The organism is Pseudomonas sp. LBUM1666, from assembly GCF_059695775.1.
Genome location: NZ_CP166789.1, coordinates 5,435,215 through 5,450,433, shown reverse-complemented (window position 1 = coordinate 5,450,433; position 15,219 = coordinate 5,435,215). Strand labels below are relative to the sequence as shown.

The following is a 15,219-nucleotide window of genomic DNA, read 5'->3' as shown; positions in this document are numbered from 1 at the left end:
ATGCTCAAGAGGCGGCTTTGGCCGTCAATTGCTCCCGGCAATAATCGGCAAACAGCTGCGCGGGTTTGGTCAACTGCCCGCGCTTCAACCACGCCGCTACCAGCCCTGAACCGGTGACGTCTTCGACGATGTCCACGCACACCACTTTCTGGCCGTCATAGGTGCATTCCGAGTGCGGCCGGGTGACCAGGATCGAGAAGCCGAACCCTTGCCCGACCATGCCCCGGACCATCTCGATCGACGGTGAGCTGAAGGCAATGTTCGGCGTCAGCCCCAACTCTTCGAACAGGCTGACGAAGTAGGTCCGGCTCGGTTGCACGTCCAGCAAAATCATCGGCTCCAGGCACAGGTCACGCAGCGACACTTGTTTCAGCTGGGCAAAACGATGATCCGCCGGCAGCAACGCATAAGGCCGTTGCGCCGGCATCAGTGGTTCGGTCTGGATGGTGGCATCGAGGTCGTGTTCATACAGGATCGCCAGGTCGAAGGTGCCCGAGGTCAGGCCTTGCACCAGCTCTTGCTGTTCGCCGTCGCGGATGCGGATTTTCACCCCCGGATACAGCGCCGAGAACCCGGCAATCAATTGCGGCAGGTACAGCGGCGCGACCGTTTCGAAGCAGCCGATATCGATTTGCCCGGCCACCACGTCGTTGTCGGCCAGGGCGTTCTGTTCGAACTCCTTGGCCATGCGCAGCAGTTCCTGGGCCTTGCGGTAGAAGCGTGCGCCGCTGGGGGTCAAGGACACGCCTTGGGCGTGATGACGGATCAGCAGTTGCACGCCGAAGCTGTCTTCCAGGCCTTTGATCGCCGTGGAGATGGCCGGCTGGGCGATGTACAGCTTGCGCGACGCCTCGGCGACGCTGCCGCATTCGACGGTGGTGATGAAGTATTTCAATTGACGCAGGTTGTAGGCAGCCACGGCAAACCTCGGGGTGGATGATTTCGACATCCAGGCAATTTTTGAGCCGACTGCATCCGTTCTGACGACGGTGTTGTTAAGCCTGAACAATAACCACATACCGCGCCACCGGGGAGATCGGCTGCCCAGTTTTTTCATGGTCTGCGAAGACATTTTTACTATTTTTCCTCGACACAGGCCTGGGCCACCATCCAATCCACAAGAAAGCCCATGGAGCATCTGAACGTGTTCGAGCTTACATTCTGGCAAAACAAAGCCGCTGCGCTGCGGTTTCCCGATCAGGCCGTGATCGACGGCAAACCCCGTGCGGCGCAGTCGGGGCAGACCTTCGCCGCGATCAACCCCGCCACCGGCCAGTGCCTGGCCAGCGTGGCCGCGTGTGGCGAAGAAGACGTAGACGCCGCGGTGCGCAATGCGCGGCAAGTGTTCGAGGCCGGAACCTGGTCGGCGCGTTCGCCGAGTGAGCGCAAGCAAGTGCTGTTGCGCCTGGCCGATCTGATCATGACCCATCGCGAAGAACTGGCGCTGCTCGACTCGCTGAACATGGGCAAACCAGTGATGGACGCCTACAACATCGACGTACCGGGCGCCGCCGGGGTGTTTCGCTGGTACGCCGAAAGCCTCGACAAACTCTACGACCAGATCGCCCCGAGCGCGCAGAACGTGTTGGCGACCATCACCCGCGAAGCGCTGGGCGTAGTCGCCGCCGTGGTGCCATGGAATTTCCCGCTGGACATGGCTGCATGGAAACTCGCACCCGCGTTGGCGGCGGGTAATTCGGTGATCCTCAAACCGGCCGAGCAGTCACCGTTTTCCGCCCTGCGTCTGGCCGAGCTGGCGCTGGAAGCCGGCCTGCCAGCAGGCGTGTTGAACGTGTTGCCGGGGCTCGGCGAGCAGACCGGCAAAGCCCTCGGTTTGCACCCGGACGTCGATTGCCTGGTGTTCACCGGCTCCACCGAAGTGGGCAAGTATTTCATGCAGTACTCGGCGCAATCGAACCTCAAACAGGTGTGGCTGGAGTGCGGCGGCAAGAGCGCCAATCTGGTGTTTGCTGATTGTCAGGACCTCGACCTCGCCGCAGAGAAAGCCGCGTTCGGGATCTTCTTCAATCAAGGTGAAGTGTGCTCGGCCAACTCGCGGTTGCTGGTGGAGCGTTCGATTCATGACGAGTTCGTCGAGCGCCTCAAGGCGCACGCCGAATGCTGGCAGCCGGGCGATCCGCTGGACCCGTCGAGCCGCGCCGGGGCGATCGTCGACAGCCGCCAGACCGCGCGCATCATGAAGTTCATCCAGCAGGCCGAACGCCAAGGCGCGACGAAACTCTGTGGCGGTCGACAGTCGATTTTCAACGGCTCCGACAACTTCATTCAGCCGACGATTTTCACCGGCGTGAGCCCGGATATGCCGCTGTTTCGCGATGAAGTGTTCGGCCCGGTGCTGGCGGTCACGGCGTTCGATGACGAGGCCCACGCCTTGCAACTGGCCAACGACAGCGTCTACGGTTTGGCCGCGTCGCTGTGGACCGACGACCTCAATCGCGCCCACCGCGTGGCGCGGCAATTGCGAGCCGGCACGGTGTCGGTCAACAGCGTCGATGCGCTGGATGTGACGGTGCCTTTCGGCGGCGGTAAGCAGTCCGGTTTCGGCCGTGACCTGTCGCTGCATTCATTCGATAAATACACCCAGTTGAAGACCACCTGGTTTCAATTGCGTTAATAACAAAACGGAGAACTGGCGATGACCACACCACGTGAAACCCGCGACTACCAGGCCGCCGACGCTGCGCACCACATCCACGCATTCGTCGATCAAAAAGCGCTCAACGATGAGGGACCTCGGGTAATGGTCCGTGGCGAGCGCTTGCACCTGTGGGACAACGACGGTCGGCGTTACCTCGACGGCATGTCCGGGCTGTGGTGCACCAACCTCGGTTACGGCCGCAGGGACCTGGCTGCCGCTGCGACCAAACAGCTTGAGCAGTTGCCGTACTACAACATGTTTTTCCACACCACCCACCCGCAGGTGATCGAGCTGTCGGAGCTGCTGTTCAGCCTGTTGCCGGGGCACTACAGCCACGCGATCTACACCAACTCCGGCTCCGAGGCCAACGAGGTGCTGATCCGCACCGTACGGCGTTACTGGACGATCCTCGGCAAGCCCGAGAAGAAAGTCATGATCGGTCGCTGGAACGGTTACCACGGCTCGACCCTGGCGGCGACGGCGCTCGGTGGCATGAAGTTCATGCACGAAATGGGCGGCATGATTCCCGACATCGAACACATCGATGAACCGTACTTTTTCGCCCACGAGGGCAATCTGACGCCAGCCGAATTTGGCCTGCGGGCGGCGCAGCAACTGGAAGCGAAGATTCTCGAACTCGGCGCGGACAAGGTCGCAGGGTTTATCGCCGAACCGTTCCAGGGCGCGGGCGGGATGATCTTTCCACCAGAGAGTTACTGGCCGGAAATTCAGCGGATCTGCCGCAAGTACGACGTGCTGTTGTGCGCTGACGAAGTGATCGGCGGCTTCGGTCGCACCGGCGAATGGTTCGCCCACGAGTACTTCGGTTTCGAGCCGGACACGCTGTCGATCGCCAAGGGTTTGACCTCGGGTTACATCCCCATGGGCGGTCTGATTCTGTCGAAGAAAATGGCTCAGGTACTGGTGGAACAGGGCGGGGTGTTTGCCCACGGCCTGACCTATTCCGGGCACCCGGTGGCGGCGGCGGTGGCCATCGCCAACCTCACGGCGTTGCGCGATGAAGGGGTGGTGGCGCGGGTCAAGGATGACATCGGGCCGTACCTGCAACAGTGCTTGCGCGAGGTGTTCGGCAATCACCCGTTGGTGGGCGATATTCAGGGTGTCGGCATGGTGGCAGCGCTGCAATTGGCTGAAGACAAAACCAGTCGCAAGCGCTTTGCCAATGAGAACGACATTGCCTGGCGTTGCCGCACGATTGGGTTTGAAGAGGGAGTGATTATTCGCTCGACGCTGGGGCGGATGATCATGGCGCCGGCGTTGATTGCCAGTCGTGAAGAGGTTGATGAACTGGTTGGCAAAACCCTGAAAGCCGTTGATCGTACGGCGCAGGAATACGGCCGGCTCTGACATTGCCGGAAGGTCCTGCGGACCTTATCGTCGGAACGCCGCCCGGAGCCGGCTCGCTCCCACAGTGGAATTGTGTTCGACACAGATCCCCTGTGGGAGCGAGCCTGCTCGCGATTGCTATGGCACATTCAACACACCTCTCACCTTTTGCACCCACCTCGGGCATCCCCGCCCACAGCGCCCTTTCGCAGCGCACGCTACCCAGTTTTTTCATCGCTCGCCTCGACATATTTCCTAATTTTCCTTCTCCCCGCACTGGGCCAACATCAACCTCGCCAGTCAGCCAAACGCTGCTCGCCGAAAGGTCCATCAGAGACCTCAGGTGGCAGCTCTTCTCCATGGCCGCTGGCCGTACTGCCCATGACAAAACTAAATCAACAGCTTTGGGAGTGCTCCATGATCAAGTCCTTGCTCACCCGCTTCGCACATCCACTGGCGGTCACCGCCATCGCCGCGACGGTCGCCTCCAGCGCCCAGGCCGGCACCCTCTCTATCGGCCACACCACGTGGGTCGGATATGGCACGCTCTACCTGGCCCGGGATCTGGGCTACTTCAAGGAAAACGGTCTGACTGTCGAGTTGCCTGTTGTCGAAGAGGCTTCGATGTACATGGCCGCGCAAGCCTCGGGCGAATTGTCCGGGTCGGCGTCGACCATCGATGAGGTGCTCAAGTACCGTCCGCAATTCTGCTTCAAAGCGGTGGCCGCACTGGATGACAGCCATGGTGGCGACGGTGTTTTGGTCGGCAAGGACGTCAAGAGTCTGCAGGAGCTGAAGGGCAAAGCCGTGGCGGTGAACGAAGGTTCGACCTCGCAGTTCTGGCTGTCGTACCTGCTGAAAAAACATGGCATGACCATGAGTGACATCACCGTGCAGAACATGACGGCCGACGACGCCGCCACCGCGTTCATCGCCGGTCGCGTGCCTGCCGCGGTGACGTGGGAGCCGCATCTGTCGATGGTCCGCAATAAGCAACAAGGCAAAGTGCTGATCGACAGCAGCAGCACGCCGGGAGTGATTGTCGACGTGGTCGCGCTCAACTGCACGGTCATCGAGAAACAGCCGGAAGACGTCAAGGCGTTGGTGGCCGGTCTGTACAAGGCGGTTCAGTACACCAAGGACCATCCGGAAGAAGCTTACAAAATCATGGCCAAGGGCGTTGGCGGTTACCTTGCCGATCCGAAGGAACTGGCCGCAGCCGCGCAAGGCGTGCGCTTCTACGATCAGGCCATGAGCGAAAAACTTTTTGGCTCGCCGGGCAAACCGGGTGACAGCGAACCGCTGATCAAACTGGCCAACGAGACCGCCAGCGAATTGCAGGGCAAACCCTACAACGTCAGCAATGACGACCTGATCGACAACCGCTTCGTCAGCCCGCTCTAGGAGGTTTGCATGTTCAAGCGCAATTCATGGCTGAGCCGCTGCATCACGCCCAAAACCGGCCTGCCGGTTTCAGTGATCTGGAGCGCGAGCGGTCTGGCCTGGGTGTTGTTGGTCGGCCTATGGGCCGGGTTGTCTTACGGCGGTGTGGTGCCGGGCATGTTCCTGCCGACACCGGGCGCGGTGGTTGAGGCCGCTGTGCGCCTGAGCCGCGATGGCACGCTCGGCCTGCATGTGTGGGCGAGCCTCGAAGTGGTGATGGTCGGCTTCATCGTGTCGTCGCTGGTTGCGGTGCCACTGGGGTTGCTGATGGGCAGCTTTCGCATCGTCCAAGCGTTCCTTGAGCCGATGGTGAATTTCATCCGCTACCTGCCGGTAACTTCGTTCGTGCCGCTGTTCATTCTGTGGATCGGCATCGGTCTGGAGCAGCGGGTTTCGGTGATCATCTTCGGCGTGTTTTTCCAGCAACTGGTGATGATCGCGGACGTGTCCAAAGGCATCTCCAAGGACCTGATCAACGCGTCTTACACCTTGGGTTCGAACCGTCGCGATGCGGTGCTGCATGTGATCGCCCCGGCGTCGTTGCCGGGTGTGCTCGACACACTGCGCGTGACCATGGGCTGGGCCTGGACTTACCTGGTGGTCGCCGAGCTGGTCGCCGCTTCCAGTGGTCTGGGTTACTTGAGCCTTAAAGCCATGCGCGGCTTTCAGGTGGATGTGATTTTCCTGGCAATCGCGATCATCGGTCTGTTGGGCCTGGTCACCGATCAACTGTTTCGTTTTCTCCGTCTGAGGATCGCCGCATGGGCTCAGTAAGCGCCGTCAACCCTCGTTTCGTCACACCTCAGGCTGCCCCGGTGCACACCGCACCACGGCTGCAAGTGGACAAGGTCAGCCTTCGCTATCAAAAGCCCGATGGTGGCGTGTTCACCGCGCTGGATCAGGTTTCGTTCGAAGTGCCGGATCAGCAGTTCGCTGTACTGGTCGGACCTTCGGGGTGCGGCAAGTCGAGTTTGCTGTACCTCACCGCCGGATTGAATGAGCCCACGGAAGGCGAGATTTACGTTGGTGGTCAGCAAGTGCAGGGGCCGGGTGCGGATCGCGGCATGGTGTTCCAGAGCTACACGCTGTTCCCGTGGCTGACGGTGCGGCAGAACGTCGAGTTCGGCCTCAAGCGTCGCGGTATGGCAGCCGCCAAGCGCAAGGAGATCGTCGATTACTACGTCAATGAAGTCGGCCTGACCGGGTTCGCCGACAACTACGCCAAGCAGCTGTCCGGCGGCATGATGCAGCGCGTCGCCATTGCTCGGGCGCTGGCCAACGATCCGCAAATCTTGCTCATGGACGAGCCCTTCGGTGCGCTCGACAGCCAGACGCGCCTGCAGATGCAGCAACTGTTGTTGCGGGTCTGGGGCAACACCAAGAAGACCGTGTTGTTCGTGACCCACGATATCGACGAGGCGATTCTGCTGGGCGACAGGGTCTACGTGATGGGCGCTAGGCCTGGGCGGATCAAACAGATTCTGGACGTGCCGATCGAACGCCCACGGACCCTGGACATGGTCATGGAGCGCTCGTTCATCGACATGAAGCGCAAGATCTTCGGGCTATTGCACGATGAGCTGGAGGAGGAACATTGATGCCGGCCTTACACCAATCCCTGTAGGAGTGAGCCTGCTCGCGATGGCGTCGTGTCAGTCGACATCAATGTAACTGGTACACCGCAATCGCGAGCAGGCTCACTCCTACAGGTTGTGCGTCGTTAGTTGGCGGGTAAAAGGAAACGGGCGATCACCGGCAAGTGATCGGAGATCCGCAAGGTATCGTCCTGCCTCACCGTCGCTTCGACCCGTTTGAACCGCGGACTGTAGAACAGGTAGTCGACAGTCCGGTCCGGGCCGTTCAAGCCCGGATCATTCGGGTAATGAGTCAGCCACCGCGCCCGGTCGATACCGCTGGCTTCGTTGTTGGTCGGGATCATCGGGTATTTGTCCCACAGCACATGCAGCGCACTGTCGGCGGAGTAGGGCGTGCGTTGCGCGTCGGGCAGGCGTCGATATTGCCCCAACGGCAACAGGTTGAAGTCCCCACCGATCAACCACGGCGTGCCGCGGCTTTCGAACTTGTCGAGGACTTTGACTGTGGCCGTCACCTGAGACTGCAGCGTTTCGTCAGGCTGGATGACGCGGTCCAGATGGGTGTTGAGCACCGCTATCTGACTGCCGTCGCTCAACGGCAGATACGTGATCAACAAGGCATTTTTCGGTTTGAATTGGCGGGTGATGAAGTTGGCCGGTCCGATCGGTAATTGCAGGCGTTCGGCATGTTTGATCTGGTAGCGGCTGAGTGTGGCCAGTTGCCGGCCGACGCTGCCAAAAATGTGCGGCTCAGGCACGAAGTCGGCTTTCCAGTCGAAGGCTTGAGCGCTGCACGGATACAGGTCCGCGACTCGCTCCTGAAGCAGCTTGAACTGGTTTTGGTAATCGCTGGCCTTGGCGCCGTCATCGAGCTCCTGCAACAGCACGACATCCGGTTGCTCGTCGCGGATCACCCGCGCCACTTCATCGAGGCTGAAGGCCATGTCTTCGGGCGTGGGTTTTTCGTCATTGCCGGTCGCGAGGTCATTCCAGAATACGTAGCGTTTCCCCGCCAGGTACTGGACGTTCCAGGTCATTACCTTCAGCGCCTGACCCGGCACCAAAGTCGGTGCCTGGGCGTTACAACTGACCGGTAAGGCTTCCTTGGCTTCGGGGCGCCAGGTCAGGTTGTAGATCAGCAAGGCAATCAGGCCGGTCACGATCAACAGGCCCAGCAGGGTGTAGCGCAGTAGACGGGTCATGGCTCGGCTTATAGCGTTACAAAAGTTGAGCCCGAGCATAACCGACAGACGGGCTTAAGCCCACGGGTAGAGCGGTCAAAGCGGCCCGTCAACTTTCTCGGGCACCTCGCCTATCAGCATGAACAAGCGGAACAGCACCACGCTGACGAACAGTTGCAGGAAGCTGTGAGCGCTGTCGATCAGCAGCGAAATCACCGGGTTCTGCGGTTCGGGATAGATCGCAAGTGTCGCGCCCTTGAGTACCCACAGCGGGCCCATCACACACAGGATGCACACCAGAATGCGCAGGAAATGGCCGCGGGTCAGGCGCAGGCTTTCCTTCATCGCCGCCAGCGGGGCCAGGCCGCGCAGCACCAGCAGGTACTCGCCAAACGCCAGGGTCACCATCAACCAGATGCCCGGCAGGAAATACAGCGACAGGCCGATGAGGATCAGCAGGGTATTGAGGGCGGTCAGCAGGGCGAAGCGCGGCCACAGGTAGGCGGACCTCGACAACAGATCGCGGTTACGCGGCGATTCACCACGGCTGCGGGCATCGAGAAACAGGATCAGCGCGCCGGTGTACAGCGGATAAACCAGCAAGCCGACCATCACGCTGATCCCTGGAAAGCTGTCCGGCTCGGTGGAGTGATCGACCACTTGTTGCAGCACCGCCTCGAAGATCACCAGTGGCAGGCACAGCCGCACGATCTGGCCCAGATTGCGCTTGAAGAAATACAGTGAGTCACGCAGTACATCGAACGAATTCATCAGTCGGTATCGCAGGTTGGAAGCAGTGGCCCACTTTAACCGATGAAGCGCTTTGGGGCGCAAACGTAAACGTTCGGTAAAGACCATTGAAACATCCTGTCTCAGCCTCCATTACGGATGAGCACCTTATCCACAGTGGATAAGGGCGACGATATTCCCGGCAATCTACGAGGTCGCCATGAACAGCGAAGAACAAACCCTGATCGATGGACTGTTTTCCCGGCTGCAACAGGCCGAAACGGACTCAGCCCCGCGCGACGCCCAGGCCGAGGCGCGGATCAAGGAACACCTGACTCGCCAGCCCGCGGCGGGCTATTTCATGACCCAGGCGATTCTGGTGCAAGAGGCCGCCATCAAAAGCCTCGACGAACAGAACAAACAACTCGCCCGGCAAGTCCAGCAATTGCAGGCCGAACTGCAATCGGCCAAGACTCAGCCGGCTGCTACGGCACCGAGCAGCGGCGGCTTCTTGTCGAGCATTTTCGGTGGCGGTTCCCGTGATCCGCAGCCAGCGTCCACCCAAAGCCCACCCGCATCGAGCGGTGGCGGCTGGCGTGAACCGGCGCGGCCGTCGTTCAACGCGCAGCCACCACAGCAAAACTTCGGTGCAGCGCCGCCTCAGCAGAATTACGCCCCGCAACAGCCTGCCGGCAGCAGTTTCCTCGGGGGGGCGCTGAAAACCGCCGCCGGTGTGGCCGGTGGTGTGATGCTGGCGCAAGGCATCAGCAGCCTGTTCCAGCACAATCAGCAGCCGGAAGTGGCTGAAGTCATCAAGGAAGAACCGGCTCAGGTCAACGATCAGAGTGGTGACAACGGTTCGGGCGACGATCAGCGCGTGGCTGACAACTCCAGTGATCAGGGAGGCTTTACCGACGCCGATTACAGCGATGACAGCTCATCGTTCTTCGGCGGCGATGACGATTCCTTCGTCTGATACGCCATTCGTCCGGAGCGCTGCGGCGCTTCGGGCCGATTATTCGCGGAACAATCCTTCAGGCTGGCATACTGGGCAACTTTTCGGGCCTGGTGCCTGATCCTGCCCGCGCTCCGGCGCGCCAACGAGGATGACCGGTGAAAAAAATCGCAGTGTTCGCCGATGTCCAGAACCTCTATTACACCGTGCGTCAGGCCTATGGTTGCCATTTCAACTATGCCGCGCTGTGGGCTGATATCAGCAAGCAGGGCGAGATCGTCGAAGCCTATGCCTACGCCATCGATCGCGGCGACAGCAAACAACAGCAATTCCAGCAGATCCTGCGCAACCTTGGCTTCGTCGTGAAGCTCAAACCCTACATCCAGCGCAGCGATGGCTCGGCCAAGGGCGACTGGGACGTGGGCATCACCCTCGACATCATGGACGCCGCCGATCATGTCGACGAAGTGGTGCTGGCTTCCGGTGACGGTGATTTCGACATGCTGCTGGAGCGCATCATCACCAAGCACGGAGTGCAAGCCGTGGCCTACGGCGTGCCGGGTCTGACGGCCAACTCGCTGATCCGCGCCGCCAGCCGCTACGTGCCGATCGAAGGCGCGTTGCTGCTCAAGAATTGATTTTTACGGAGTTGAAACAAGTTTGGAACGCATAGCAGTCATCGACTTTGAAACCACCGGGATCTCCCCGAGCAGCGCCTGCCGGGCCACGGAAATTGCCGTGGTGATCCTTGAACAGGGGCGCATCGTCGAGCGTTACCAAAGCCTGATGAATGCCGGCGTGCGCGTCCCGGCCTTCATCGAACAACTCACCGGCATCAGCAACGCCATGCTGCGCACCGCGCCATCGGCGGAGCAGGTGATGAACGAAGTCAACGAATTCGTCGGCATCACACCGCTGCTGGCCCACAACGCCGCGTTCGACCAGAAGTTCTGGGACTTTGAACTCGGCCGCATCAAGCGCACGCGCTTGCAGAACTTTGCCTGCTCGCTGCTACTCGCCCGCCGTTTGATGCCCGCCGCGCCGAACCACAAACTCGGCACGCTTACCACGTTCGCCAGTTTGCCCAATACCGGCAAGGCTCACCGGGCCATGGCCGATGCGGAAATGGCGGCGAACCTGACGACGCATTTGGCTGAGCAACTGCGGCAGAAGCATGGGTTGCGCGAGTTATCCCATGATCTGCTCGTCAGCTTGCAGAAAGTGCCAGCGGCGAAGATCAACGAACACCTAAAGCGCCATCGCGGGTTCTGATTGACTCCACCTATTTCTGACTGACACCCCACAAATCCCCTGTGGGAGCGAGCCTGTTCGCGATGGCGGAGTGTCAGTCGATATCTATGTTGACTGATACATCGCTTTCGCGAGCAGGCTCGCTCCCACATTGGATCTGCTGCGGCCGTTAGATTGGCTTTCCTTCCAGTTACCCTGTTTATCGGGTGTTTAACGACGCCTCCGGTTCGATGATCGGTCCTACCGAAGTTTAGGGAATGTCTGTCTTGCCCCTCATCTGCGGCATCGATAACCTTTTGACCGTTGCTGCCAATGCAGTAACCGGGACTGCAAGCCCGAATCGTTGGAGGCATATTTGGTTCGGAGATTCGCCCATGGTCAAAGCTACCCGCAATATCCCTGATAACAGTGCTGACACACATCAGTTCGAAATAACGCAATCAGCTTCAAGAGAAGCTCCCTTCGTACCCCAAACATTCATCCGTCATCACATCCAACTAAAAGCACTGTTACTGCATGCCGAGGCGTGGTTTTGCGCCCGAGGTATCGGCCGGTTAATGGGCGTGGATATAAACGGCCGGTATGCGCTCAAGCTTGATGCGGACCAGCGCCGAATGATGTGTTTGTCTGGAGGCGATGCCCCCCAAGAAACGTTGATGCTGAGCGAGTCCGGTGTGTACGCGATGCTGGTCTATCACTATTGCCCGGAGAACCGGCATTTGCGGCGTTGGTTGACCCACCATGTGGTGCCGATGCTGCGGGACGGTGCTGGAGCTGTTTCGAACCAAGTGCCAAGTCTGCGCTTGATGGAGTGGGCGGGTGGAACGTTAAGCCTGTTGCATTGGCGGACGGAACCGTGGGTTCGCCTGAAAGATATGCCGTGTTTGTTGGGCGCGGGATACAGCAGTGTTCGCGGAATCTGATCACACCGTAAATCCCCTGTGGGGGCGAGCCTGTTCGCGAAAGCGATTTACCATTCAACATTGCTGTCGACTGACACTCCGCTTTCGCGAGCAGGCTCGCTCCCACATTTTGATCTCCTGGGATATTAGATTGGTTTTCCTTCCAACTGCCCCAACGGCACGCGCTTCTCTATCGCGCTCGACAACACAATCGACGTCTTGCTGAACCCGAACTTGGCAATCCGGTTGATCAACTCTTCCAACTCCGGCATCGAACCCACCGCCGCTTGCATGATCACGCACGGATCACCTGTCACCCGATGACATTCCGTCAATTGTGGGATTTTGATCAGGTCGTCGTAGGCCTTTTGATTTCCATGCTGGTTCAGGCGCAGTTCGATCACGCACTGGATCGGCAATCCAAGCTTGGCCATGTCGACTTTCGCCTGGTAGCCGGTGATCACCCCGCAGGCTTCGAGTTTGGCCACGCGCTCGGCCACGGCCGGGGCGGACAGGTTCACTTTGCGCGCCAGGTCGGCGTAGGACGCACGACCGTTTTCCAACAGGGCGCTGAGGAGCATGCGATCGTATTTGTCCATCGTCGGACTCCTGAAAAATGACTGACTTTCGAAAACACGGTTTATAGCGATGATCTCCGTTTTTTGAAAAGTGTACCGGCGCTATAAACAGGTTTTGTAACTTATTTTACGCCGCTGGCCTTTCTAGAATAGCTGTTCACTTGTCTTGCCTACGAGCTGCCCCATGCCTGGCTTACGTCGTTTTCCCTTACCGTTGATCGCTGCCTTTTTCGCGTTGTACGTGATTTGGGGCTCGACTTACCTGGTGATTCGCATCGGTGTGGAGTACTGGCCGCCGTTGCTGCTCGCCGGTATCCGCTTCGTGATCGCCGGGACGTTGATGTATGCGTTCCTGCGTTGGCGTGGGGCGCCGGCACCGACCTGGGCGCAGTGGAAAGCCGCCGGGATCATCGGGATTTTGCTGCTGGCGTGCGGTAACGGCGGGGTGAGCGTGGCTGAACACATGGGCGTCGCCTCGGGTGTGGCTGCGTTGGCGGTGGCGACGGTGCCGCTGTTTACCTTGCTCTGCGGATATTTCTGGGGCGCGCGTAATACCCGTCTCGAATGGGCCGGGATTGTGCTTGGGCTGATCGGCATTGCCATGCTCAATCTCGGTTCCAACTTGCAATCGAGCCCATTGGGCGCCGCATTGCTGATATTCGCGGCGGCGTCCTGGGCATTCGGTTCGGTGTGGAGCAAACACTTGCCGCTGCCCCAAGGCGCGATGGCCAGTGCCGTGGAAATGTTGGTGGGCGGTGTAGCGCTGCTGATCGGCAGTGCGCTGAGTGGTGAGCATCTGGAAGCCATGCCGCCGGTCGAAGGCTGGGCGGCCCTGGCCTATCTGACCTTCTTCGGTTCGATCATCGCTTTCAACGCTTATATGTATCTGTTGAAAAACGTGCGGCCGGCAGCGGCCACCAGCTATGCCTACGTCAACCCGGCGGTGGCGGTGTTGCTGGGGATCGTGTTTGTCGGCGAGACCATCGGGATCGAAGAAGCGCTGGCCATGTTGGTGATTATCAGCGCCGTGGTGTTGATCGGTCTGCCGCAGTGGCGCCGGGCTCCGGAAAGACCTGCTGCCGTGGTGCAGACAGAGTCGAGCGTGAATTAGGGTAAACTGCGCGCCATTGCACACTCGTTTTGCACAACCGCGCTGAATTTTCCTACGGTAATCCCATGACTTTCGCCACCCTTGGCCTGATCGAACCCTTGCTGCGCTCTCTCGAGACGCTCGGCTACCAGACCCCGACGCCGGTTCAGGCGCAAGCCATTCCGGCGGTGCTGGCCGGTCGCGACCTGATGGCCGCCGCCCAGACCGGGACTGGCAAGACCGCCGGCTTCGCGCTGCCGCTCCTGCAATTGCTGGCCATGGAAGGGCCGAAAGTGGCGTCTAACTCGGTGCGCGCACTGATCCTGGTGCCGACCCGCGAATTGGCCGAACAGGTTCACGAAGCCGTGCGTCAGTACGCCGAGAATCTGCCGTTGAGCACTTACGCGGTGTACGGTGGCGTCAGCATCAACCCGCAAATGATGAAGCTGCGCAAGGGTGTTGACGTGCTGGTGGCGACGCCGGGTCGTTTGCTCGACCTGTATCGCCAGAAGGCCCTCAAGTTCAATCAGCTGCAAACCCTGATTCTGGACGAAGCCGATCGCATGCTTGATCTGGGTTTCTCCGAGGAACTGGGGAATATCTACCGCGTGCTGCCGAAGCAACGTCAGACGCTGCTGTTCTCCGCGACTTTCTCCGACGCGATCCGCTTGCTGGCCGGACAAATGCTCAACGATCCACTGAGCATCGAAGTCAGCCCGCGCAACGTTGCGGCCAGCACCGTCAAGCAATGGGTGGTGACGGTGGACAAGAAGCGTAAGCCTGAGCTGTTCGTTCACTTGATGCGCAAGGGCAAGTGGAAACAGGTGCTGGTGTTCGCCAAGACCCGCAACGGCGTGGATGCGCTGGTGGAAAAACTCCAGGGCCTGGGCATCAACGCCGACGGCATCCATGGCGACAAACCGCAGGCGACCCGTCAGCGTGCGCTGGACCGTTTCAAGGCCAGTGAAGTGCAGATTCTTGTGGCCACCGACGTCGCGGCCCGTGGTCTGGATATCGAAGATTTGCCATTGGTGGTCAACTTCGACCTGCCGATCGTGGCGGAGGACTACATCCACCGGATCGGTCGTACCGGTCGCGCGGGTGCAACCGGGCAGGCGATTTCGCTGGTCTGCGCCGATGAAGTGAATCTGCTGTCGGCCATCGAGACGTTGACCCGTCAGACATTGCCTCGCCAGATGGAGCATGACTTCGAACCTGAGCACCGGGTACCGGATACCGATGCCAGCGGTCAGGTGGTAAAGAAGCCGAAAAAACCGAAGAAGCCGAAGACCTCCAGTGGCGGTAAACGCAACTTGGGTAAATGGGTTGAGAGTGGGGATGCTTCGGCGCCGGAGCCTTCGATCAAGCCTGTACGAAAAGTGCCAGTGTTTAATACTGGACCGCGTAAGAAGAAGCCTTGATGGTGTGATCGGCTTGAGATCCAGCCCCTCACCCCAGCCCTCTCCCCACTGGGGAGAGGGCTGGGGTG

15 protein-coding genes are annotated in these 15,219 nt (G+C 59.9%); 11 read left to right on the top strand and 4 right to left on the bottom strand.

Going from position 1 to position 15,219, the window contains the following annotated elements; translation table 11 throughout:
- Positions 1 to 4: 4 nt before the first annotated feature.
- Complete coding sequence (locus ACA056_RS25150; protein ID WP_095130716.1) at positions 5 to 919, bottom strand: LysR substrate-binding domain-containing protein; 915 nt, start codon at positions 917 to 919, stop codon at positions 5 to 7.
- A 225-nt stretch (positions 920 to 1,144) separates the two neighbouring features.
- On the opposite strand from ACA056_RS25150, the gene ACA056_RS25145 reads away from it, so the two are divergent.
- The 5 genes from ACA056_RS25145 (at position 1,145) to ACA056_RS25125 (ending at position 7,047) form a co-directional block, all read left to right on the top strand.
- Positions 1,145 to 2,635, top strand: coding sequence for an aldehyde dehydrogenase (locus ACA056_RS25145; RefSeq protein ID WP_497268551.1), 1,491 nt, complete (start codon positions 1,145 to 1,147; stop codon positions 2,633 to 2,635).
- A gap of 21 nt (positions 2,636 to 2,656) precedes the next feature.
- Positions 2,657 to 4,027: an aspartate aminotransferase family protein gene (locus tag ACA056_RS25140; RefSeq protein WP_497268549.1), complete on the top strand. Its 1,371-nt coding sequence runs from the start codon at positions 2,657 to 2,659 to the stop codon at positions 4,025 to 4,027.
- 396 nt (positions 4,028 to 4,423) lie between these two features.
- A complete protein-coding gene (locus tag ACA056_RS25135; protein WP_497268547.1) occupies positions 4,424 to 5,410 on the top strand; it encodes an ABC transporter substrate-binding protein in 987 nt (328 codons plus the stop codon).
- 9 nt (positions 5,411 to 5,419) lie between these two features.
- Positions 5,420 to 6,223, top strand: coding sequence for an ABC transporter permease (locus ACA056_RS25130; protein ID WP_008149230.1), 804 nt, complete (start codon positions 5,420 to 5,422; stop codon positions 6,221 to 6,223).
- Positions 6,211 to 7,047 (top strand): ABC transporter ATP-binding protein, encoded by an 837-nt coding sequence (locus ACA056_RS25125; RefSeq protein ID WP_497268545.1) that lies wholly within the window; start codon positions 6,211 to 6,213, stop codon positions 7,045 to 7,047. Before ACA056_RS25130 ends, ACA056_RS25125 begins: the two co-directional genes overlap by 13 nt.
- Before the next feature lie 122 nt (positions 7,048 to 7,169).
- On the opposite strand, the gene ACA056_RS25120 is transcribed toward ACA056_RS25125, so the two are convergent.
- Together ACA056_RS25120 and ACA056_RS25115 are read right to left on the bottom strand one after the other, a co-directional pair.
- Positions 7,170 to 8,246 carry an endonuclease/exonuclease/phosphatase family protein gene (locus ACA056_RS25120; protein WP_497268543.1) on the bottom strand — a complete coding sequence of 359 codons (1,077 nt, stop codon included), beginning with the start codon at positions 8,244 to 8,246 and terminating at the stop codon, positions 7,170 to 7,172.
- A gap of 75 nt (positions 8,247 to 8,321) precedes the next feature.
- Positions 8,322 to 8,996, bottom strand: coding sequence for a YciC family protein (locus ACA056_RS25115; RefSeq protein WP_497268541.1), 675 nt, complete (start codon positions 8,994 to 8,996; stop codon positions 8,322 to 8,324).
- A gap of 178 nt (positions 8,997 to 9,174) precedes the next feature.
- On the opposite strand from ACA056_RS25115, the gene ACA056_RS25110 reads away from it, so the two are divergent.
- The 4 genes from ACA056_RS25110 (at position 9,175) to ACA056_RS25095 (ending at position 12,083) form a co-directional block, all read left to right on the top strand.
- Positions 9,175 to 9,930, top strand: a complete 756-nt coding sequence (locus tag ACA056_RS25110) for a DUF2076 domain-containing protein (protein ID WP_497268539.1) — start codon at positions 9,175 to 9,177, stop codon at positions 9,928 to 9,930.
- 137 nt (positions 9,931 to 10,067) lie between these two features.
- Complete coding sequence (locus ACA056_RS25105) at positions 10,068 to 10,547, top strand: LabA-like NYN domain-containing protein (RefSeq protein ID WP_008149222.1); 480 nt, start codon at positions 10,068 to 10,070, stop codon at positions 10,545 to 10,547.
- Between the two features lie 22 nt (positions 10,548 to 10,569).
- Positions 10,570 to 11,181 (top strand): 3'-5' exonuclease, encoded by a 612-nt coding sequence (locus ACA056_RS25100; RefSeq protein ID WP_497268537.1) that lies wholly within the window; start codon positions 10,570 to 10,572, stop codon positions 11,179 to 11,181.
- Positions 11,182 to 11,534: 353 nt separating this feature from the next.
- Entirely contained in the window at positions 11,535 to 12,083 is a 549-nt protein-coding gene (locus ACA056_RS25095; protein ID WP_497268535.1) for a BRO-N domain-containing protein, read from the top strand.
- A gap of 125 nt (positions 12,084 to 12,208) precedes the next feature.
- Here ACA056_RS25095 and ACA056_RS25090 read toward each other — a convergent pair whose 3' ends face one another.
- The gene (locus ACA056_RS25090) at positions 12,209 to 12,661 is read right to left on the bottom strand and encodes an Lrp/AsnC family transcriptional regulator (RefSeq protein ID WP_046048737.1); all 453 of its coding nucleotides are present in this window, start codon (positions 12,659 to 12,661) and stop codon (positions 12,209 to 12,211) included.
- A gap of 163 nt (positions 12,662 to 12,824) precedes the next feature.
- Between ACA056_RS25090 and yedA the strand changes: the two genes are divergently transcribed.
- Complete coding sequence (gene yedA, locus ACA056_RS25085) at positions 12,825 to 13,751, top strand: drug/metabolite exporter YedA (protein ID WP_497268533.1); 927 nt, start codon at positions 12,825 to 12,827, stop codon at positions 13,749 to 13,751.
- Positions 13,752 to 13,816: 65 nt separating this feature from the next.
- Entirely contained in the window at positions 13,817 to 15,151 is a 1,335-nt protein-coding gene (gene rhlE1 / locus ACA056_RS25080) for an RNA helicase RhlE1 (protein WP_497268531.1), read from the top strand.
- Positions 15,152 to 15,219 lie beyond the last annotated feature (68 nt).